The organism is Bacillus cereus group sp. BfR-BA-01360, from assembly GCF_022663595.1.
Classification (GTDB): Bacteria; Bacillota; Bacilli; order Bacillales; family Bacillaceae_G; genus Bacillus_A; species Bacillus_A cytotoxicus.
In genome coordinates, this window is the sequence record NZ_JAKUFV010000025.1 from 34,917 (window position 1) to 57,025 (window position 22,109).

Consider the following 22,109-nt stretch of genomic DNA (forward strand, 5'->3'; position numbering starts at 1 on the left):
AAATGTTAGCAGAAATATTCCAGTTGTTCGGAACAATTGGTATTAAAGCTGAGGGTGCATATAAAGAATTACAGCAATTTGAAGATCGTGTGCAAAAAACAGCGAATGGAATGCATGATAAATTCCAAAAGGCAGGGGAATCCATTAGTAAAGTTGGTAACAAGATGAAAGATGTTGGTACTAACATGACTACTGGTCTTTCTTTACCTTTAGCTGGTATCGGGGCAGCTGCTGTTAAAGTAGCTTCTGATTTCGATACTTCACAGAGGAATATCCAATCTTCACTTGGTCTCAGCGCAAAGGGTGCGGAAAACCTTGGTAAGATTGCAAAGGATACATGGAAAGATGGGTTCGGACAAAGTCTTGAAGAGGTAGATCAGTCTTTGATAAAAGTCTATCAGAACATGAAGGACGTTCCTTATGATGAATTAGAAAGTGCCACAAAAAGTGCCATGACACTGGGGAAAACATTCGACACTGATATCAATGAGGTAACACGTGGTGCAGGTCAACTGATGAACCAATTTGGTATTGAATCAAAAGAAGCGTTTGATTTATTTGCCGCAGCAGGACAAGAGGGGCTTAATTTTTCTAACGAAATGTTTGATAATGTAGCTGAATATGCGCCGCTATATAAACAGGCAGGATTCTCAGCACAAGAAATGTTCACCATAATGGCGAATGGAACCCGTGATGGAAGCTACAATCTTGACTACATTAATGACCTTGTGAAAGAGTTTGGTATCCGTGTACAAGACGGATCGAAAGGTGTAGCTGATGCTTTTGCTGAAATGTCACCAGAAACACAAAAAATATGGGACAACTTCAATAAAGGTAAAGCTACAGCTGCTGATGTGTTCAATGCTGTACTTGGTGATTTAGGTAAAATGGACGACAAAGTTAAAGCTAATCAGCTTGGAGTTGCTGTGTTTGGTACTAAGTGGGAAGATATGGGCGCAGAAGCTGTACTTGGTCTTAATAATGCTGGTGGCGCTTTACAAAATGTTGACGGTGCGATGAAAGATATGCAAAAAACGCAACAAGAAGCATTTGGCGTTCGTTGGCAAAAACTAGTTCGTACTACAACAGCATCATTAGAGCCGCTTGGACAAGCGATTATTGATATTGCAGAAGTAGCACTTCCCCCAATTATCAAAGCCGTAGAATGGGCAGCCAAAGCCTTTAGTGCAATTCCGAAACCAATTCAAATTGGGATTGTAGCAATTTTAGGTATGGTTGCAGTACTAGGACCATTAGTCGCCATGCTTGGCTTTATGACAAGTGGAGTCGGAGCATTTGTTGGCTCGTTCAGATTTCTTGTGCCAGTACTAACGAAAGTACCAATGCTATTTACAGGAATGCTAAAACTTGGACCTAGATTAATAGGTATGTTCGGAATGATAGGAAGAGCAGTATCTTTTCTAGGTAGTGCTGCATTTGCAGGACTTTTAAAGATAGGACCTAAACTTATTGGTATGTTTGGTGCGATAGGAAAAGCATTAGCTTTACTTGGTAGATCTGCTATGACATTACTCATGAATCCCTGGACAATTGCTATCTTAGCTATTGTTGGATTAGTATATTTAATTTATAAAAATTGGGATTCTGTTGTTAAATATACGAAACAAGCAGTTAAATGGATAGGTGACGCATGCTCTAAGGGGTGGGATGCAACCGTAAAAGGTGCGAAATCCGCTTGGAATGGTTTGTCTAAGTTCTTTTCTGGATTTTGGGAAGGTACGAAAAAAGTCTTCCATGCTTCTGTATCATTTATAGGAAAAATACTCGAAGCAGCTTGGCGCGGTTATCTTGCAGTTATAAAGTTCTATATTAATTTTTGGAAAAAGGCATTCGAAATTGGATGGAATGCTATAAAATTCATTTTTAATGCTGCTTTAAATATTTTAAAAAGCGTTATTAAAATTGCCTTAGAATTCATAAAAAACGTAATATCTTTTTATATAAAAATATGGCAAACGATTTTTAGAGTTGGATGGAATATCATAAAGACGATATTTACCACTGTCCTCAACTTCTTGAAATCGTTTGTTCGTGCTGCATTCGATTTTATTAAAAATATCATTTCTACTGTAATGAATGTGATAAAAACAATTATCTCAGTAGCATGGAATTTCATTAAAACAGTATTTGTTACTGTATTGAATTTCATTAAGAATACTGTTCAATCTGCATTCAACACTATAAAAAATATAATCAACACCGTTATGAATGTGGTAAAGAATATTATTCAAACTGCATGGAATTTCATTAAAGATACAATTATTAGTGCAGTTCGTACCTTTGTTAATTTCGTAGTTGATAATTTTAACAAAATTAAAAATACAATGTTTAGCGTTGTAGGGGCTATTAAAGATTTCATAGTAAATAATTTCTCTACAATCAAAAAGGCTATTACTGGAACCTTTACAGGAATTGTGGATACAGTAAAAGATGTATTTAGTAAAGTAGGATCTATTGTCAAAAACGTGGCAAAGGATGCATTAAGTTGGGGAAAAGATATAATCGCTGGTATCGGCAAAGGGATGGCATCAATGGCTGGTTGGGTAGCTGACAAAGCTAAAGGTGTTGTAAGTGGAATTCCTAAAGCTGTAAAAAAATTCTTTGGTATTCGAAGTCCCTCACGTCTAATGATGGAATTTGGTGGATTTATTACAGAAGGTCTAGGTATAGGGATGGAAAAAATGATTCCCGTAGTAGATAGGGCTTCTGAACTATTGAATAAAGCTGTTGTTCCACCTAAACCAATGAAACTAGTAACTGATGTATCTACTCAAATCGGACAAATGGGCGCACATTCTGCAGATCTAATTGGTAAAACTGCACATCCATTTGCTGGACAAACCCACGTTGAGAAGAAAACAGATAATGGCGTAACAATTCAAAATGCAACATTCAAAGTTGCTGTTGAAAAATTACAATCTGCAGAGGACTTTGTAAAAATGCGTAAACTGCTACAAAACGTAGTTGCTGACGATCTAATGGGAATGGCGGTGAGAAATGTATGAGTATCACAAAAACATTGCATAGAAGAGGTGGTTCATACCACCTCTTATTTGATGCTACAGAGTTAAAAACTACAATTCGATATACTATTGATTTTTCATGGCCAGGGACATATAACTTTTCTTTCATGTCCCAAGTCCCTATTGGTTCTGATGGTATACTGCCAGATAAGTATTTTATTGTTCGGGTAAATGGGATTGAAAAATTCAGAGCGAGAGGGGCTTACGCTTGGGAATCGAGAGAGATTTTTGTTGGAGCAGGGCCACAAACTATCGAATTTACTACAAGTGGTTATGGATCAGCAGATGTAGCTTATATACGTGATGTTCATTATTACGCTTTTGGTCATGTTCCGAATATCGCAATGATTGAGCAGACAAAACTTCCGAAATCTCTTGATGGGCTCAAATCATTCAATATAATGCATGGCTATCCTCGTTTCCAAAGTTCCGGAAATAAAGGCTGTGAAGTTGAATTTAATGTTTTATTTAATCGAATAGAACATTGGCGTGATTTTATGAGAGAAATCTATCGCCCTCATATCATCACCGGTGATTATGGAACATACGGCGGTATTATTCCGCCAAATGAAGTAGATGCAATACGAAAAGGAACGCTAGTAATAGCAAAATGCAAATTAATATCTATGTCACAAGCAGGTATTGGGGTTGATGGAATGTGAGAGAAGGATCTATTTCTTTAATTAGAATGTTGGGGAGCTATTTTCAAATTGGGAATAACTCCCCTAATTTAATTGTTTATATGAAAAGAAGGGACTCTTCTTCTTATGTACAAGTCCAGCACCGTGTAACGGGCTTAGAAGTGCAGGAAAACGCAGAACAGTTTGCTAGTACATTTACTATTACCTTTGCGAATGAATACGGTCAAATGGCCCCTGATAACTGGTATGGTAAGTTCTCTTCTATTCAAGAATGGTTTTATAACAGTGAGGTAACAAATACAAACCAGCTATATCCGCAGACTGAATTTAAGGTGTCTATCGGCTATGGTAATGAAGCTTTACCGTATATACATGGTTTTGTATCTGATGTTAAGGTAAATGCCGAAAGCGGTACAATTTCAGTAACCTGTACAACATCATATAAAAAGGTTTTGCATAAGTCAGTTATTCCAACACCAGGATCTGATGAAATTGTAGCGCCAACCGGTAATGTTTATGATGTGGTTAAATTCTTCTTTGAAAAAGCAGGAGTTCAATTACATGGAAGCAGAGTAAACATTCCTGGGACCAATCAAAGTTGGATTGTTGAAGGAGCAACCGGTAAGAGATTCCAAAAGTGGGATGAAATTGTTCGCGATATTATAGATACAACGTTCCATTATATAAAACATGAACCGGATGGAAGTTGCACATTTATGAAAATTCCGGACTATGCAATTAACGAACCTGCAAAGTTTAATTTTACAGAAGGAGAAAACCTTATCTCATTAGATATGCAACTAACAGATCAAGATATTAGTAATAGCATAGTTGTGAAATGCGGCGATTATGCAAATGGGTTCATTAACCCATTTCTATTAAAAAATGTTTCGAAGGGTGATTTACGAGAGGAAATGATAGAGGTTCCTTGGGCGACAACGTTCTTTGCAAGAAGAGCAGTTGCTGCAGCTTATCATTTAAAAGCAATTCAAAAGTTTAGAACATTAACTGTAGCAGTTGTTGGCGATCCGCGGATTCAACTATTCGATGTCATCTCCGTATATAACAGAGATTCTGGCCAACAATGGAATTACTTCGTTAAAGGGATTAATACGATGATATCTGCAGATGATGGATTCTATCAAACTTTAGATTTAACAGTTAACTATGGATATGAGCCTGCGCCATATACGGATATTCCAGGTATTACAGTAAACGTTGATACAATACGTTTAAAACTATGGGATTGGAACATAGAAGACGGGGACTTGGTGAATATCTATTGCGGAGATAAATTAGTAGAAGAAAATTACTTTCTTCGTAACGATCCTACATATGTTGATATTCCACTTGAATATGGAGTTAACACGATTATATTTGAAGCTGTTCGAAATCCAAAAGGTATATTTACAGGAAGCATACAAGTGCTTGATACAAAAAATAATATCTTATTTGACTATGGTACATTACCAGATTTAACATTTCCTCGTGTAAATCAAGATGAAAATCATTATTATATCCAAAAACCAGCAAAAACATGGTCCGTCACAAGGGTAAATTAGGGGTGATCCTATGATAATGCAAAAGAATTTATATGATCCAATCATGTATATGATGAAAGGATTGATAGATAGAGAATTTTATAGTGGCGGCAAACCGATGCCTGGAAATGATCCAAATGATGTATTTAAAGAAGGAATGACAGAAGGTTATACACTTATTCGAGATGGATCACGTTTATCTGAGGTAGATGGAGATAAATATTTACATTATGATTTAGTTTTTGATAAACAAGGTCTGCTTAATAAAGTATTACTCTCCCATAAAGTAACCGGTAAAGTGATGGAGATACAATTAATCTATAATACACAAAAACAATTAGAACGAGTACAACCGCGAATTTTAAATAAAGGCAATGGCATGCTATCTGATTTGCCAATTCCCGATGTACCTTAATAACTTGGGGATTTTTTACAAAAAGGGGCGTGTTTTATGTTTACTACATCTTATTTAGCTGGCGGGAGATTAGATCCACCTTTCTACCCAACAAAAACAAAGCCATTTGTCCCTGGCTTCATCATGGATTCTGCATCATTTACTACAGAAGAATTTAAATATACATTACCTGCTGATATGGAATTCTACGCAATTAGTGTCAGTTGCTCGGTATATGAACTAGACGACAAATGGGATCTACTTGTTAATGGGGAGTATTTCTGTAAAAACATTTATACCAAGAAGCTTCCCGAAGGTATGCATTTTATGGTTTATGAGCAATTAACTGCAGGTGATGAAATTATATTTCGATTCTATAACCAAGGAATTATCGATAAAACAGTATGGTTCGAATTGCACTGTTTAAAGTAGAGGGGTGGTTTTATGAGTTTCGCTGTCAATTATATGGCCGGCGGAAGATTTGATGCACCTTATTTTCCTACGAAGACCAAGCCATATATAGAAGGCCGAAGAATAGGTATAGATGATGCTGTGAGTATAGATAAGTTTTCTTTAGATTTCGAAACTGAAATGATTGCTTTTTCTATAGCTGCATCACAATATGACGATCGTGATTATTGGAACTTGTTTATTAACGATGAGCAAGTATTTAAAAGTATTTATGTGAAAGATGTCCCGGAAGGATTTAATTTTTCTATTATTAAACCTATACCCGCTAATACCATATTAAAGTTTGAATATCACAATCAATCTGGTAAACGTAAGGTTGTGAAACTGAATTATCAACTATTAAGAGATTAGGAGCGTGAAATAGATGGCATATATTGAAAAAATAGTGACAGAAGCCGAATTCCATAATGAGTTAGTCAGTACAATGATTCAAAACGGATGGAAAAGGGCTCAAACATTTTACAAATGCGTTTACAAAATGAAAGATGGGGAAACTCCGTTGCATAATTATTGGGCTGCAAAACATGTGGTTCTAAAAAATAGTGATGGTGGCATGTACGGAATCATGCAAACTTGGATATGGTCCGCGAAAAGCAAATTAGATATAGATTTTTCTACAGAAGAAGGGGAATCTGAGTTCAAGTCATACTTAGAAAATAACCCACGTTATAAAGATCGCTCTCGTATGTACTTATATATGCTTGAAAAGCTTCCAAACTATGCAGACAATAGCATTATCTTTATGGGTGCAGAAGATGGAAAGGAATTTAAATCAATTTCAGATGTCGAATTAGCTAAAGTTAATAGAATTCCTCATACAGAAATAGGTACGAATGGCAAACCTTACGTTTATTACACTTACGATTACACTGATACACCGGAACTTATGATGTCCCCATTAGTAAAAGTGACTCTAAGAAATCCAAATTTACAGAGTGTAAATGTAGATACAAACTGGTGGCCCGATTCATTGGTTCGAATTACAGGACAAATTGATGAGTATAGAGTCGTTCTATTAATTCAAGCAGATAGAACGCCTGCATTTGAAAACAACTCGGTTCCGGTCTTACCTGTATATATGGGGCAATTAGAGAGCTATGGAAAAGATGATGAAATTGCTGACGCATTATGGGCTGGTACTGCTTACGAAGGATCTGAAGTATATTCTCATTTATATAATTTTGAGAGTAATACTCCATTAATAGATGTGACGAATTATATGCCAAGAACAAAGACATACCCAAAATCTCCAGGTAATGGAATTGATAACGTAATCATCAAACGTTCCAGATTTGGTGCAAGATACCAAGCGCATTATATCGCATGGAGTGTTCCGAGTAACATGATGCCACCAGACAGAAAAGGAGTAAACGGGGGGCAATATCCTTCCGCATGGCAAAGTCATGACAATGATGAATATAAATATCAATTCAACCCATCTTTATATAGTGGTAGAGTGCATACTTCGCGCGCTTATATCGTACACCCGGATGAAGGGGTTCGTGGTTATATGCCTTACATGGTTCTTTTATCACCATTAGGCTTACTGGATGGAGATAAATTGAAAGTCCGTAAGCAAACATGTCCGGATTCCTATGATATTTATCGTTTCTTTACTGTAGATGCTATTTCGCCAATTACAAAAATGCCAGCTACAGCATATAGACCTGCCGGATTAGGAATATATGAAAAATCAATGTAAAAGGGGATACTCAAAATGTGGTTCGATAAAATTGTTAATCTACAAACGTTACCAACAGATTTAGAAAAACTATATCAAAAGAACGGTTGGAAAAGAGATCTATTCTTTCGTATTCGCAACGGTACTAGTAAATACATCGATGTACGATTGTTTGAATCATTAGGTAGTGATTTGGAACGTAGACGTTTTGGATTTGCTATGGCCTATGATACAGCAGATTCCGATTTTGCAGACGCACGATATGTTTCAACTGAATCTCGTTTAGGAAATTTCGGTATAGGGGATGGGACCACAACAGAATTTCAAATCCCTACATCGCCAATTGTTCCAACTTCATTATTACTCTATGTAAATAGCGAATTACAAGATAAGAGCACCTATTCTATTGATGGAAAGAAAGGGAAAATAAAATTTAATTCTCCTGTTCCTAAAGGTGGTAAAGTAACTGGCGAATATCGTCTTGCAAATGATGCGTATGAACCAACAAATGATATGATTTTCTTCACGTACACTCGTTATTTTATCGAAAAAGAAGTGAATAGTACTGATGCAGTTGCTGATTTAGGGAATGGGAACGGAACAAAAACAACATTTAATTTGCCTTTTACCGACTTTGATGAAAGTCGTTTTTTTGTTTATAAAAACAAGAATGTTGTAGATTCAAGTGAATATACGTTTACAAGTAAATCGATTGAATTCAAATCTGCCCCTTCTAGTTCAGAGAACATTACAATTTCGGGAACTAGATTATTAGAACCTAATGAAAACGGAGAATTATCAGAAGTACTCCTTGCTCAAACATCTTTTGATGTCCAAAATACAATAAGTGTCATGACTGAAATTTTCACATCTATCAATTTTATTAACGCATCACCTTTCACTGTATTAAGCTTTACACCCGAACAACGATTTACGAAAGATTGGAAGCGTGATTCTGTTGTGTATATGTACGGTAATGCGAATAAAGACCGGATTGTTATGTTTATGCGTATTGATCCAACGCCGAGCCCAGTTCGCGCATTGTTTGTTCCGCTTTATATTGGTAAGATGCATACCTTCGATAAAAAACCACAGAAAAACTTACTAATTATGAGCGGTTGTCGTAAAGGTGAACAATTCTCTAATTCTATAAAACAAATTGGAAAAACGAATGTTGATTATGGCGAAAATACGTCAGGAGGAAACTTAGCTCCGATGTTAGCTCAATCATTAACTGGATCTATGTATCAGAAGCATTATCTTGCATTTATTACACATCATCAAGATATTGATAGCGGCCAAGGAAGATTCAACCCATCTATGTACAGTGGTAAATATCACTTATCACAGATGTATATTGTCCATCCGAATGATGGATATGTAGGGAAACTAGATGATGTGTATGCAGTTCATCCAAAAAACATTCAACAAGCTGACGAATTAGAAATTGAAAAAACAGTTGTGAATGAAGTTCTCGGAGATGGGGATGGAGTCAGAAAAATATATCATTTAGAGCATAAACCGCAGGGGAGCACTTTAAGTGTTTATGTGGACTGCAAAGAAGTCCCTAAAACAGACTATGAATATAACGCTGATGAAAAAACAGTCATTTTTAAAGAGTTTCCGATAGGTGAAATTACCGCAAGTTATAAAATGGCACAACTTTATCGTTATACATTGCCGACAACAGAAGTTTCACCATTCACAACTTCCAATTCGCCATTTAACCCAATTGGATTAGCTATATATAAAGAAGATCTTTAAGGAAAGGGGGAAAGCACTGGATGAAAGATAAAATTTATTCTATCGCTGCCCCTTCTTTATCTTTAGACGAAAAAAGTTTCACCGTTTCTCTTATTCCAGATTCATCTTTAGAAAAAACGTATTGTATATCATTATCTGTTTCGAATCCTTTTGGAAAAAACGAACATGACTATCCTGTAAGTATGCCATCTAATTCGAGATATAAAGCGATTAAAGAAGATAATGCCGGTGTTTTTGCTACAAAAACCTATAGAATAAAAGGCGTATTGTCTGATGTTTTCAGTCGCGCTATACGGGAGATCGAAGTTGAAGCCAATATTTTATCTGCAGAGGGCGCACTTTTCGAAAGGGTTATAGGAGCACATGTATCTTCCGCCCAAACATTTCAACATTCTCGGGATTTTTCGATGGAAATATCCCGAACGCAAGAGTTTAATCAATTAAGATGTTTTAATACAGACATATATATTGATCAAGGATTCGTACAACATAACCGTACTTTTGGTATGAATCATATTGCAGAAGAAAATACAGCTCGCAGAATTACAGATGAATACGAAATGGCTGCACCTATCACTGAAGAAATGTTGTTAAAGAAAGTTCGGCAGTTTGCTGCCGATGTTGTAGAACTTCCGGAATGGATTAAAATAGCTCGCATTTTGTATGGTGAGCGTTTTTATGAACATGTAATGGCCGAACGGACCAAAAGAGAATTAAATGAAATAAATCTAACGGACGACACAGGTGATCTTGTAGTAAAAGAATGGAATGCAGTTCCTACTGATGATATAGAAACAGCAGACCGAAAAATCCGTGAGATTAATAGTTCTTATGAAGAATATGATTTATTTGATGGACAAGGTATACCGGTTTATTTACCCGATTATGATTTATTCGCTCGAATCCAAAGAGAATTACCTACTATCTATACACGGCTAGATACAGCGGATAGAGATATATTAAAAGTTACTGGTGAATTTGATTCCTATGAAATTGTTGATCGCTCTACATTAGAAGTTACTAGCATATATGTAAATTCTGATAAACACGTACGGAAAAAGTCGTATATAGAAACCGCCGATACTGATTTCGATTATTTTAGTCGAACTATGAATATATTCGCTGCAATCCCTGGTTCAAACCATGAATATGCCGTAAGAACACATTCATACCATGCCGCCGAAATAACAGATGATAATCACGCTAATAAGACTACTAATGAATATGCGGTCAACTCTATTGTCGATGCAGAATTAATGAACAATCGTAATCGCGAACATGATGTTAATATGTCTGATATTTTGTGCGGAATAGGTATAGGTCGTGAATTCATTATAGAGAATATGGAAACTGATATCGGAAATCGTGAATACAACGAATATATCACTATAATTAATAATGAAATATCTGCGGATAAAACAATCGATGAGATTACTACCAGTTGCATAAAGATAGAACATGTTAATCGATTAGCAAAAAATATTGTTACAGACATTATAGAAAATGAGTTAAGTGATCGAAGAAACAAAGAAATAACAGTTTTAGAAGAAAGACTTCAATTGTTCATTAGAAATAGAATGCAAATCAATGCAACTAGGGAAGAATATGATTTATTTGAAGGACAGGGCCTACCGGTTTATTTACCTGATTATGATTTATTCGCTCGAATCCAAAGAGAATTAGATACAGAAATGATTCTATCTAAAAAAATGACACGTTCAGAAATCAATATCCTCTCAAAACTTATTGATACTATGGACTCAAAACGGTTTATATCGGATATTACAACGAATATATCTGAAATAATCAATACTGAAAGAACAGTATTAGAAATACAAACAGAAAACATAACTTATGATGTTTTAGCAGAAACACCAGCTAAAAAAACCTTAATACATGAGCAGGATATATTCGATGTTTCTCGTCAATTTAGAGCTGATTACATAGAATCTCATACATTTGATAGAGATAATACTTTAAAAACGATTGTGAACGAATCTGAGCGGTTTGATAGACCTTTTCTGATTGAAAGTTCAATCGAAGAAACAGATATCTTTAAAATAGACATGACATTTCATGCGAATTGTATAAAATTCGATGACTTTATCGTTAATAATATATACAATGCCGATGTTATTGAAGTTACTGAAAACAAAGTGACCGCGCAGGAACAACCAAAGTTTTGGTTACGACATAGCCGTCAATCTTGGTGGACGAATGCAAATTGGAAAAAAACAAGGTAGGAGAAAAAAATGACCGTTGCTTCTTTATACGAAAAAGAAAGTGGAAAAATATTCATAGATGAATTCAATTCTATGAAGCCCGATTGGATACTAACACCATCGGGTTCTTTTGATATTGCTGCAAGGAAAGGATTCTTACGAATGGAACATGCAGCTGATACAGATACTATGCTATTAATTGCTAAACCAGAGGGAGATGTTGCAATACAAGTAATTGCAGATTATGAGCCAGATGTTGACGGAGATAGAGGTGGATTACTTATTTATCAAAATAAAGATAATAAGGTCGAATTCTTAGAATCTCATTCTACAAACCGGTTAAAAAGTAATAAAGAATGGATGGCTGTCTCTCACGGCGATCAGTGGGACTTTTACAGTAAAACAGATTCTCTTTTTGATTACATTGATAGCGATAAAATCACTGCTAATAAAATAGGAGTTCTCTTAAAGAAAGGAATAGATGCTGCATATAAACCGATTGATATCGATAAAATTATCATTACAAGGGGAAATAAGCTGCACCTTCGTCAACTGTTCCCTAACAGTAAAGTTATATTAAAAAATGCTACTGGAGTCATCATATCTATAAATTTAATAGATTCTTTGAATACAGGTATCGATATCCCTTTACCATCATTGGAGTTTGATGGAGTAATTGAGATATTAAATGATAAAGGAGAACTAATTACAGAAAAAAAAGCTACTTTTTACGGCGGTGATGTATACAATATTGGTTCCCCTATAAAAATATTAATGGATTCAAACGAATTAAATGAAACGGATCCTACATCCCTTGGACAAATGGTAGAAGGACAACGCATTATAAAAATGATTGTTCAGAACGAGAATGTAACCCCTGTTCATAACCTAAAAATCTCTATCGAACAATATATGGAAAAGGTAGGGTATACGTGGGCTAATATTTCACTAGATAATTCTACTTGGTCAAATAAAATAACGATAGATACATTAGGAGCTCAAAGTAATAGTGAGTTTTGGGTAAAAATCATGAAAGATTGGGATTATGTAGGTTTCGAGCCTATTTATTTCAATATTAGATTACAACATGAGTGAGGTATGCGAATGGGTACAGAAATGAAAATAAATCGATATAAAGAAATTGCAGGTGATACTTCATCGCCCGTCCTTATCGAAAAGAAAGAGCAAATACTGGTACAAAATGGGCAGTCACAATATTTGGCTATTAACATGGAATATAACAAATTTGATTTAAGAACTCTGCACGTAACGAATGATAAAGATATCGAATCTGTCATTACAATCTTTGATAAAAAGCAAGGTGGATTACAAATATATAAGAGTCTACAAGAGAAGAAAACTTACGATATATTAGCAATCCCTTGTGAGGATAAGGACGCAAGCAGTACTGCTCATATTTTCATTGAAAACAAAGGAACGGAACCTGCTTTATTTACAGTAATCGTTAAAGCTATAAGCCTAAAATAACAGGAGGATACTTTTATGTCAGAATACATTTTCAAAAGACTTACACCGTTTAAAAAAGAAATATTCGATATTGTAATCAATGAGATGCTTCGGGTTGGTTGGAAACAATTAAACGAAGGGAAAGAAAATGCAAATGATGTCTATGTTATGTACTCAGATGGAAATGATGGAAAAAAGAACATTTATATCGAACTTATACCATATGATGGTAGAAACATGGAAATTTCGTCAGAAAGGTTAAAATTTGATGTGAGATCAACCGTATATTCAGATGCTTTCTTTAAATTCTGTACAGGTTATAACAATGCTACGGGGCGCGGGAATAGTCCAGATGAATCTTGGCCTACTAGTTGGTTCCGGGGTAGAGACTACAACGCTGGTGTAAGTTCAAATGGTCCTAAAATAAATCCTGATATAAAATTTGAGTTTTATTTATTTATAGATAAAGAAAAAATTATTACATGTACAATTCCACCTATAAGTATCAACCTTACTCCTGCTGTATCTTATATTGGTGTATTAGATGATTTAATGTTAGATGAAGAACATAAACCATATACAAGAGCATTAACTTGGTATTCAAGTGCTTATAGTGGTAATTGGAGTACCTCTAATCAAGGATTAACATTTAATAGACCTAAAAATTCCGATTGGACAGTCCCAAGTGCTTCATATCGAAGTACATGGCTATCGATTTCTGCAATTAGAAATCCAAATATAGATAATAAATTTTTGTTATTACCTTTCTATATCTTAACAAATGAATATGGGGTACGTGGAAAATTGGGTGGAATATATTATACCTCTGGTGACGGAATCGTAAATAAAGATATCATCGAAATAGATATTGATGGTGTTATTCAGAAATACAAATATGTAAATGCAGTAGGTAGTTATGGTTCTTTACCATCTTCATTAGTATTTCGAATTGAGTGAGGTGATTACCATTAATACTTTTAAAGGTGTTATTTTCGACCCAAAACCCTTGATAGCAACCAGAAATATTATTTCAAGAAATGGGAAAATGATTGATGACATATTCTTAATCGGAAATAGGAAACCGTTAAATAGAAGTGGATTGATTTTCGCTGAAACTTTAATTGTTCAAAATGATTCAAATAAAAGTATAAAATCTCCACGACAAGAGCCATTAGAACATTCTTGGAAGAAATTAAATATGTAAAATGCAAGCGTGCTGTAGCAGGCTTTTTTTATTTTGGTCAAAATTTGAAAGGAGGTGAGAACTTGGAAAGAATTCACGAGCTCATCAAATCGTTAAATATAAGTGATGTTATTACAAGTAATCAATTTAAAGTAGGTGGCGCAATAAGTGGCGGGTTGGGCACAGTAGTTAATTTGCTATATGGTAAAGCAAATTTGATTTGGGTGATGATTTTTGGATGGATCATCGTGCTAGACTGGATTACCGGTAGTAAAGCTTCAAAGATAGACGGTACATATTCATCACAATATGGAATTGAAGGCATCACAAGAACTGTGGTGCTTTTATCTTTACCTGCACTTGCACATTTATTTGATATAGCTCTGAAACTACCAGATTTCTTTTTCTTTATGGTAATAGGTGGATTGAGTTATCACATTTTTAATAGTTTCGCTGCAAACTGTGCAAGAATTGGCTGGGAAAAATGGATCCCTGCATGGTTATTAGAAAGTGTTGCTTCTGAAATTGAAGCAAAGATACGACGAGCAGATTCAAGAAAGAAAAAGGAGAAAACACAATGAAACAAAAATTGAACAATTACGGCCTATGGGTAGCCTTATTTGCCCTGTTAGGGATGGTACTAATGGATACTATCCCTAATTTTAATTTTGGAAGATACCAAGAGTATGTGGATGCTATTTTATGCCTTTTAATTGCCGCGGGTGTTGTTTCTAATCCGTCTGCGGGTAAATGGTTTTTTGATAAAGAAAAAGAACAAAAACAAGGAGATGTTGAATAATGGGGTACATTGTAGATTTATCAAAATGGAATAATCAAATAAATTGGCCAATTGCAGCACCGCAAATTGAATTAGCAATTTGTCGTGTTCAGTATGGTTCGAATCTAGTAGATCATTTATATAATGATCATGTAACAAATTTAGAACGATATGGTATTCCTCATGGGGCGTATGCTTATGGATGTTTTGTATCTGTAGCAGATGCAATTGTAGAAGCAAAGGATTTTATGAACAGAGTAAGCCCAAATGCAAAATTTCTAGCATTAGATGTGGAAACAGATACTGTTAAATCTATGGATAGTAAAGGTAACTTAGGGGACTTAGCAGCCGCATCCCAAGCTTTCATTGATACATGTAAAGCTGCTGGGTGGAAGGTAGGCTTTTATGTAAGCCATGAATTATATACTAAATATAATTTACAAAGTGTACAAGCTGATTTCATTTGGTTACCACGATACGGAACAAATGATGGCCGTCCACAAAAGAAACCGTCTTACCCTTGTGATATCTGGCAATATACTGATAATGGTTACATTGATGGAATTGGGAAAGTTGATATTAATTTATTGCAAGGTGACAAAACATTAGATTGGTATTTAAATAGAGGTGATTCTGTAGTGGATGATGGAAGACGAGCAATAAAAACAGGTGGATTAGGATACGACGCTATCAAAGAAGTAATAGAAGTAATGTGTACTAAAGATATCAAAGGGTCTATTGTTGTTCCTGGTGGTAATGACTCCCCTTATGTTCTTACCGAAAAGATGGGTAATCCTTACTTAGATGATTTTACTGCTTGGTTAGACAACAAGGAATGGCATTACGATTATATTCAATAATACAAAGGGTCTGCCCAACTTTGAGCAGACCCTTTTTTTGTTATATCCTTAGAATAAGCACAAAAAATTAGAAAAACATAGTATTTAATCAAAATTTTAGTTATTTTCAGTTGACTAACGTCAACATAAGTGGTATAATAAGAGTATAAAGAAGAGGAGGTGAACATAGTGGACTGGTTGATAATCTTAGGAAAAATCACAGCGGTCATAACAATATACGCTCAACTTTCTTCCGGTGTTAAAAACACAATTGATATTTACTACAAAATCAAGGAAGAAAGAGAAAAGAGTCGCTCCCGCCAAGAAGACGACTCTGAGTAACCCAACAAGGGAGGGAAACCTCCCTTGTATCTAAGATTATTATAACACATTCCACTTTATGTTATGAAAAAAATCATTTTTAGCAACCTACCAGTTATTGTTATTCTAGGATACATCTTGTCTCGAATTGATTATGATAATTTGAGAACAAGCGATTACATTTTCATTACATTATGCATATTAGTTTTTATAGCGATGGTTTTTAATTTAGCGACCACTTATATTAAGGAGAAAAAAGATGTATAAATTCGAGACAAAAGAGGACTTAATTCGTTTCATTAATGAGGAAATCGTTAACACCTCAGAAGCCTTAGAAATATTAGGATGTTCTCGACAAAATTTAAACAAGATGATTCAAAAAGAAAAAGTAAATCCTATAAGAGAGTTTCCTAAAGATCGTTTATATTTTAAAGAAGATATTTTTAAAGCAAAAGAACAAATGAGGAAGTAATAAAGAAGGGGTATCCCAATTTGGGTACCCCTAAAAATATGATTATTTTTGTTAGGCCGGACTAACAAAGAAATACACTAAATTATGCAGGATATAGGGACTTAGATTTGTACGCTGAAGTTTGGGTGAAAACTGCATGGTTATTTTTTCTTAAAACCCACATGGTACAAGGCATTATATAGCACTCAAAATTGTTAGGCCGTACTACTATTTTCAGCCTAACAAAATCCCCTCATGTATTTATCTCCTATTAGGGGTTAAATCTCTAGAACTTTTGCGTTTGGATTGCGCACAGGGAACTGTATCAAATTTAATGTTTTTTCAGCTTCTTCATACGTTTCAAATTCTAACTCTTTTTCTTCTTTTCCTGGTTCACAATCCATTAAAGTTTAATTATGCTTTTGTACGACTATAAAAAAAGAGCCATCCTCATAGAAGATGGCCCAGTATACCCGAAATTTATTATATCATATCTTCATTTAGGGCCATATTAAATTAGAAACGACATATGTAGCAGCAGGAAGAAAAAACATAAGAAAGATTGTTCCGTAGTACCAAATGCGGTCACTTTTACATTCATCAATTCCAAACCAATTATTTAATCGATTATAGTGATTTCTAAATAAGCACCGGAACAATTCCTTTTCGCTACGTTTTTGTGGTAGAATAGGTTCGCTAGTTGTTAATTTGATAAGGGTATTTGACATTGTTCAATCATCCTTTCAGATTTTCATAGTGTAGAGAACGCTCTTTCGTTGCCGGCAAGCTGTGGAGAGCGTTCTCTTTTTATTTAATTAGAAATCCATTTCTTCTTTATCAGATTCATCAATTCCGCCTTCAATTACCTCGGCTTCCACAACTGTTCCTTCTGATAAAGTCGGTTCGTTACTTTGTGTTTCTACTTGTTTTTTTGCTTCTGGTTTCATAACAATAGAACCATCCTTCATTTCCTCTAAGGTAGATTCTATACTGTTTAACTTGTCCATTAGCATACGGATAAGTTGTTGATCTCTGTTTTGATTCTGGACTAAATCAACCACATATTCAGTTAAATTCCGTTTGGAAGACTTTTCATCCAAAATCTCATAAACATCATCGGGCATATTCTTGCAGATTAACTGCATCTTTTTGCGTTTTTCCATCTAAAACACACCTTATGCTTCTACTTTTTTTGTTTCATCAATACTGCGTAACTCCAAAGCATTTAAATTGATTGTACGAGCTGTTGGAGCGAAGACTTCGTTATCTTCTTCCTCAATAATGTCATTTAAGAAGAAATGATTACTTTGAGCAGCTTCTTCACTCATATGTTTTAATAAATTTTCTTTGATGTAAGGCTCTAAAATAGGTGCTTCGCCACCGAAGTAAACGAATTTCAACACTTCATCGCTAGAATCTGGAATAAATTCATTTAATACTTGCGTTACAAGTAATCCAGCATACTCATTTAACATTTCTGTAATTTGAGCTGTTAAATCAGTTTCTACACCAGTGTTTTCATTTTTAAGTTTGTATGTCTTTTTGTTGTAATGCTTCACAATAAAGTTTTCAAATGAACGCAGGCTACTGAATTGCTCCAATAACTTCTCTGTACGGAACTCTTCAATGTGTCCTAAATACGGCTTAATATCAATTACTTTGAATGAATCACGACTAGTTGGAGTTGTTAATCCAACACCTAATCCAACTGCATCCGTTGAACCGCCACCGATATCAACTAATACCACTTTTGAATTTTCGAATTGAACTGCAGATTTACGTTTTTCAATAGCAATTGCCTTTGCGTTATCATCTTTTTTAACCATTCTATATTTAATAGAATGACGGGCAATTTCTGATTCAATTCTGCATTTCGCTTGTTTCACTTTAATTTTTAATGTGCGTTCCATTCCTGGTGTATGTACTGTCACAACGTGCTCTTTTAAGAAGCGATCCGCCATTTTATTTTGAGCAACACTGAATTTAGACTCTCGTTTTAACAACCAAATTGGTAGCATCATGCTCATGTAATCAATTTCAATCTCGTTACTATCCTTATTTCCTTTTAGCGCGTGATAATAAGCCACGGCACTTAAAAATGATACATAAGGGATTGGGCTTTTAATTTTGTCATGCATACGTTTCACATGCACGTTTGATATTGTTTGCGAAACTGCTGCTTCACCTACTAAGAAATACTGTTCTTCTCCATCAATTGTTGTAGAAATAAGCATTTTCTTTAAAAGATCTTTAGGCTCTTTAACAGAGTCTACAAAATACGTTTCCGCTTTTTGTTTACTAATTGGCGCAACGTTTGTTGGCATCTCAAAATAGTAACCATTCACCATAAAATTGTTATTACTATTACCAAAGTCACCATTAAATCTAGAGATATTCAAGACATTTGATACATTCATTTTTCTTCCTCCTAACAACAAGTGGTGTTTAACCACTACTTATAATTTAATTCTACCATAGTTTACTAGAAATTCAATAAAAATCACTCAACAAACACTACTTAAACACCACTAATCTATAAAACTAGTGAAATAAGCACCATTTAAACACGACTAAACTTAAGACAATAAAAAAAGAAGTCATAGCAGGGCTACTTTAGCCAAAACTGCCACCACTTCTTTTTTTGTGTTGCTGCTGTTTCTAATAAAACACGCTTTTCTTCCTGCATCTCACGTATAGCACTCATAAGCTGCTGATCTCGTCTTTCTAATCTCTCATCAATGTAACGTTGTTGCTCATCCATTTTTCTAACCATTTGCTTTAACATTTCATTTTGTTGCTGGATCATTCCCTTCAACTCGTCATATCGCTCGCCATGCTGCTCATTTTCTGTTATAACGTTCGTATCAACATCTGACATATCTTTTCCTTTAACCCATGTCATTATTGCGTTACAAGCCTGTTTTAACGTCATATCAGGATGTGATTTAATTTCAATTAACTTCCGCAGTGTTATAACATCGTTATCCATAAATCCACGATGTCCGTGCTCATTCTTATGAAAGTGGTATCCATGTTCCTCGAGCATGATACAGTACTTTCTCAAAGTGGACTCCTGGATCTTGAGCATCATCGCTACGTCTTTGCTGATATATATAGATTGAGAGCTGTCTTTTTTGCTTGTCATAGCATCATCCCCTCGTGTTATAACATTCGTTATGGTAGAGGGGAAATCCTTGTCTTCGTCGAAATGTTACGCTATTCCCTAAAAATCATTATTTATTTTATTATTTGATATATAGTACGTGAAATTTTTAATAAATATCCCTCTTTATGTTAAAAAAAGAGGAGTTACATTTCATATAACAAGCCTTTATTTTTTAATTGGAGTACAATTTCATTGTAAAAAGGTACACATTCATTCACTTTATAAGTAACTTTATAGTTAACTCGCCTAATTACGTTCTGTATACCTAATCTTGTATATAATTCTTTAATAATTTCGTCTTCACGTTTTCTCTTCAAACAAAGGTATTGACGCAAGTCTTCTCGTTCACAATTATTTACATGCATAAAATGATTTTCTAACTCTATTATTTGTTCAGGTGTCGCTCTTGCTAAAGTTAACCGAAAATGGCTAAAAGCATGGCATTTAGCACATAACAGCTGAATATCTTGCAGACAACATACTAATTTATCTAGATCATATTCCTCAACTTCATGTGCATGCAGTTTCCTGGAATTTTCTTTTAATTCATTATGATTACAAATACAACATGTAAAGTTATGAGATTCTAGAAGAGTTTGCCTAATTTTCTTACGCCACAAACTTTGGGAAATATTACTTCTTACAGTTTTTCCATGAAAAATAGGCGGTTTCCAATCTGGTAAAAGTCTAAACGTAGAGAAATCACACATAAATCATCCTCCTAATTGGTTTTTCTTTACAACAGTAGCATTCTAACCAATTAGATATATAGAAATACACAATACCGTTAATACTTTTACTTTAAGCTAATGTAATTAAAAACATATATACACCAACCAACAAATATACATACTGCAGCTATACCGAACAATTGTCGAGTTAAATATACATCTAAATATCTAGATACAATTATTGCTAGTATTGCTATGAGTAATATTGGAGGGCCAAAGTATAGTGCAATATATCCTCCAATATTATTCATACTTTGATTAATAATTTCAGTGCTAAATGACATGTGTAAATTCCTTTCTGTATGTTCAGCTAGTTTAAATTTTTCTAATGTTGAATCTGCCTTTAAAACTTCTTTTATTTACTCTCCTATTTCCACTTATCAGAGATAAAATCTAATACTTCTTTTTTAGACATGTCACCATCAGTGTAGAAATAAACAATATCTCCTGCATTTTCTCCGATTAGGCCCAGTACCAGCGTTGCTGTAACCAGGGGCAAAGTAGAAAACATGCTTAATATATACATGTTTTTTTAGAACAAAAAGGTGCTAAATGAATAATGTTACGAATTATTTTTGATACAGTATTTTGTTACAACGAATTCAAGGGTTGTAGAATTTATTATTTTCAAACATTCCCTGTAACAAAAATGAACGTTTTTGTTACAAATCTGGTTATTAGGGGTAATTCTTCAGTTGGACTAAGACCACTAATAATTTTGAGGTGGGGGTCTTACTGCCCGTTAATGCGGGATAACAATTACTTTGCCCCTAAACGCAACAACGCTGGTATTAGGCCGATTAATTGATTAATAAATTTCTCCAAAGAATCCATCGCTTCGGGAATATCAAATTCCACACCATAGATATTCCTCCTATAATTGTCTTATTGATCTAACCAGTTAAAGAATAAAAGATTTCCTTTAAATTCATCTTTATTTTTACGTATAAATGCCTTTGCTGTTTCTACAGTGTTTTCTCTTTCGATAACCATGGCAAGACGACCAGCGTAAAAAATAGTAGGTTTCTGAACCGGATTTGATGTTTGACTACGTTCTTCAACTGTTTTTAGAAATTCATCAATAGACTTGTCTACTTGTTTCATAGTACCAATACGTACATTTTTCTCTTGTAGTGTTTTTAATACATCCAAAAATTGTTGTTTACTCTTAAATATCTTTCTGTCTCTTAGTCTTTCAATAACAGATTTATAGAATAGATTAGACATTTGATTGATGTATTCTTCTTCTTCATTTTCTAAATTTAATGCCTCTACTATATTAAGTAAATTATCTATATTAGAAGAAGAGGAATTAATTATTTGTTCTTCTTTATTATTTTGTTTTTTTATTAATTTATCTTTTTTATCTTTTTTCTTATTAGTACCCGATTTTTCCGTACTCGGTTTTTCCGTAC

At 34.5% G+C, this 22,109-nt stretch carries 23 protein-coding genes and 1 pseudogene; 17 read left to right on the plus strand and 7 right to left on the minus strand.

Annotated elements, in window-relative coordinates; genetic code table 11:
- The first annotated feature begins 2 nt into the window (after positions 1 to 2).
- The 17 genes from MR056_RS18310 (at position 3) to MR056_RS18390 (ending at position 16,818) form a co-directional block, all read left to right on the plus strand.
- A complete protein-coding gene (locus MR056_RS18310; protein WP_087099755.1) occupies positions 3 to 3,026 on the plus strand; it encodes a phage tail tape measure protein in 3,024 nt (1,007 codons plus the stop codon).
- On the plus strand, positions 3,023 to 3,706 hold the full coding sequence (locus tag MR056_RS18315) for a hypothetical protein (RefSeq protein WP_087099753.1): 684 nt from the start codon (positions 3,023 to 3,025) through the stop codon (positions 3,704 to 3,706). Before MR056_RS18310 ends, MR056_RS18315 begins: the two co-directional genes overlap by 4 nt.
- A complete protein-coding gene (locus MR056_RS18320; RefSeq protein WP_087099751.1) occupies positions 3,703 to 5,247 on the plus strand; it encodes a hypothetical protein in 1,545 nt (514 codons plus the stop codon). Before MR056_RS18315 ends, MR056_RS18320 begins: the two co-directional genes overlap by 4 nt.
- 10 nt (positions 5,248 to 5,257) lie before the next feature.
- The gene (locus tag MR056_RS18325; RefSeq protein WP_087099749.1) at positions 5,258 to 5,641 is read left to right on the plus strand and encodes a hypothetical protein; all 384 of its coding nucleotides are present in this window, start codon (positions 5,258 to 5,260) and stop codon (positions 5,639 to 5,641) included.
- 36 nt (positions 5,642 to 5,677) lie between these two features.
- Positions 5,678 to 6,052, plus strand: coding sequence for a Low copy number virion structural protein (locus MR056_RS18330; protein ID WP_087099747.1), 375 nt, complete (start codon positions 5,678 to 5,680; stop codon positions 6,050 to 6,052).
- Between the two features lie 12 nt (positions 6,053 to 6,064).
- The gene (locus tag MR056_RS18335; protein ID WP_242136623.1) at positions 6,065 to 6,442 is read left to right on the plus strand and encodes a Low copy number virion structural protein; all 378 of its coding nucleotides are present in this window, start codon (positions 6,065 to 6,067) and stop codon (positions 6,440 to 6,442) included.
- A gap of 13 nt (positions 6,443 to 6,455) precedes the next feature.
- Entirely contained in the window at positions 6,456 to 7,793 is a 1,338-nt protein-coding gene (locus MR056_RS18340) for a hypothetical protein (protein WP_242136624.1), read from the plus strand.
- A gap of 15 nt (positions 7,794 to 7,808) precedes the next feature.
- Positions 7,809 to 9,536: a DUF2460 domain-containing protein gene (locus MR056_RS18345; protein WP_242136625.1), complete on the plus strand. Its 1,728-nt coding sequence runs from the start codon at positions 7,809 to 7,811 to the stop codon at positions 9,534 to 9,536.
- A gap of 20 nt (positions 9,537 to 9,556) precedes the next feature.
- Positions 9,557 to 11,779: a hypothetical protein gene (locus tag MR056_RS18350; protein ID WP_242136626.1), complete on the plus strand. Its 2,223-nt coding sequence runs from the start codon at positions 9,557 to 9,559 to the stop codon at positions 11,777 to 11,779.
- A 9-nt stretch (positions 11,780 to 11,788) separates the two neighbouring features.
- Complete coding sequence (locus MR056_RS18355) at positions 11,789 to 12,853, plus strand: cell adhesion protein (RefSeq protein WP_242136627.1); 1,065 nt, start codon at positions 11,789 to 11,791, stop codon at positions 12,851 to 12,853.
- Between the two features lie 9 nt (positions 12,854 to 12,862).
- Positions 12,863 to 13,246, plus strand: coding sequence for a hypothetical protein (locus tag MR056_RS18360; RefSeq protein ID WP_242136628.1), 384 nt, complete (start codon positions 12,863 to 12,865; stop codon positions 13,244 to 13,246).
- Between the two features lie 15 nt (positions 13,247 to 13,261).
- Entirely contained in the window at positions 13,262 to 14,182 is a 921-nt protein-coding gene (locus MR056_RS18365; protein ID WP_242136629.1) for a hypothetical protein, read from the plus strand.
- Between the two features lie 309 nt (positions 14,183 to 14,491).
- A complete protein-coding gene (locus tag MR056_RS18370; RefSeq protein ID WP_087099793.1) occupies positions 14,492 to 14,989 on the plus strand; it encodes a phage holin family protein in 498 nt (165 codons plus the stop codon).
- Positions 14,986 to 15,207 carry a hypothetical protein gene (locus MR056_RS18375; RefSeq protein ID WP_087099729.1) on the plus strand — a complete coding sequence of 74 codons (222 nt, stop codon included), beginning with the start codon at positions 14,986 to 14,988 and terminating at the stop codon, positions 15,205 to 15,207. Before MR056_RS18370 ends, MR056_RS18375 begins: the two co-directional genes overlap by 4 nt.
- Positions 15,207 to 16,046: a GH25 family lysozyme gene (locus MR056_RS18380; protein ID WP_210368465.1), complete on the plus strand. Its 840-nt coding sequence runs from the start codon at positions 15,207 to 15,209 to the stop codon at positions 16,044 to 16,046. The genes MR056_RS18375 and MR056_RS18380 overlap by 1 nt, the downstream gene beginning before the upstream one ends.
- Positions 16,047 to 16,214: 168 nt before the next feature.
- Entirely contained in the window at positions 16,215 to 16,367 is a 153-nt protein-coding gene (locus MR056_RS18385; protein ID WP_176371969.1) for a hypothetical protein, read from the plus strand.
- Between the two features lie 238 nt (positions 16,368 to 16,605).
- Positions 16,606 to 16,818 carry a DNA-binding protein gene (locus tag MR056_RS18390; RefSeq protein WP_087099699.1) on the plus strand — a complete coding sequence of 71 codons (213 nt, stop codon included), beginning with the start codon at positions 16,606 to 16,608 and terminating at the stop codon, positions 16,816 to 16,818.
- A gap of 257 nt (positions 16,819 to 17,075) precedes the next feature.
- Here the strand turns inward: MR056_RS18390 and MR056_RS22310 are convergent, their stop codons facing one another.
- From MR056_RS22310 to MR056_RS18420, 7 genes and pseudogenes are all read right to left on the minus strand, one after another.
- A complete protein-coding gene (locus MR056_RS22310) occupies positions 17,076 to 17,201 on the minus strand; it encodes a hypothetical protein (RefSeq protein WP_255816273.1) in 126 nt (41 codons plus the stop codon).
- Positions 17,202 to 17,297: 96 nt separating this feature from the next.
- On the minus strand, positions 17,298 to 17,525 hold the full coding sequence (locus tag MR056_RS18395) for a hypothetical protein (RefSeq protein ID WP_087099697.1): 228 nt from the start codon (positions 17,523 to 17,525) through the stop codon (positions 17,298 to 17,300).
- 87 nt (positions 17,526 to 17,612) lie between these two features.
- Entirely contained in the window at positions 17,613 to 17,960 is a 348-nt protein-coding gene (locus MR056_RS18400) for a hypothetical protein (RefSeq protein ID WP_087099695.1), read from the minus strand.
- A gap of 12 nt (positions 17,961 to 17,972) precedes the next feature.
- Positions 17,973 to 19,196, minus strand: a complete 1,224-nt coding sequence (locus MR056_RS18405) for an Alp7A family actin-like protein (protein WP_087099706.1) — start codon at positions 19,194 to 19,196, stop codon at positions 17,973 to 17,975.
- 209 nt (positions 19,197 to 19,405) lie between these two features.
- Positions 19,406 to 19,861 carry a DUF3967 domain-containing protein gene (locus MR056_RS18410; protein WP_242136630.1) on the minus strand — a complete coding sequence of 152 codons (456 nt, stop codon included), beginning with the start codon at positions 19,859 to 19,861 and terminating at the stop codon, positions 19,406 to 19,408.
- A 245-nt stretch (positions 19,862 to 20,106) separates the two neighbouring features.
- Positions 20,107 to 20,673, minus strand: a complete 567-nt coding sequence (locus MR056_RS18415) for a hypothetical protein (RefSeq protein ID WP_087099691.1) — start codon at positions 20,671 to 20,673, stop codon at positions 20,107 to 20,109.
- 906 nt (positions 20,674 to 21,579) lie between these two features.
- Positions 21,580 to 22,109 (minus strand): annotated as a pseudogene (locus tag MR056_RS18420) (helix-turn-helix domain-containing protein); the annotation flags it as partial.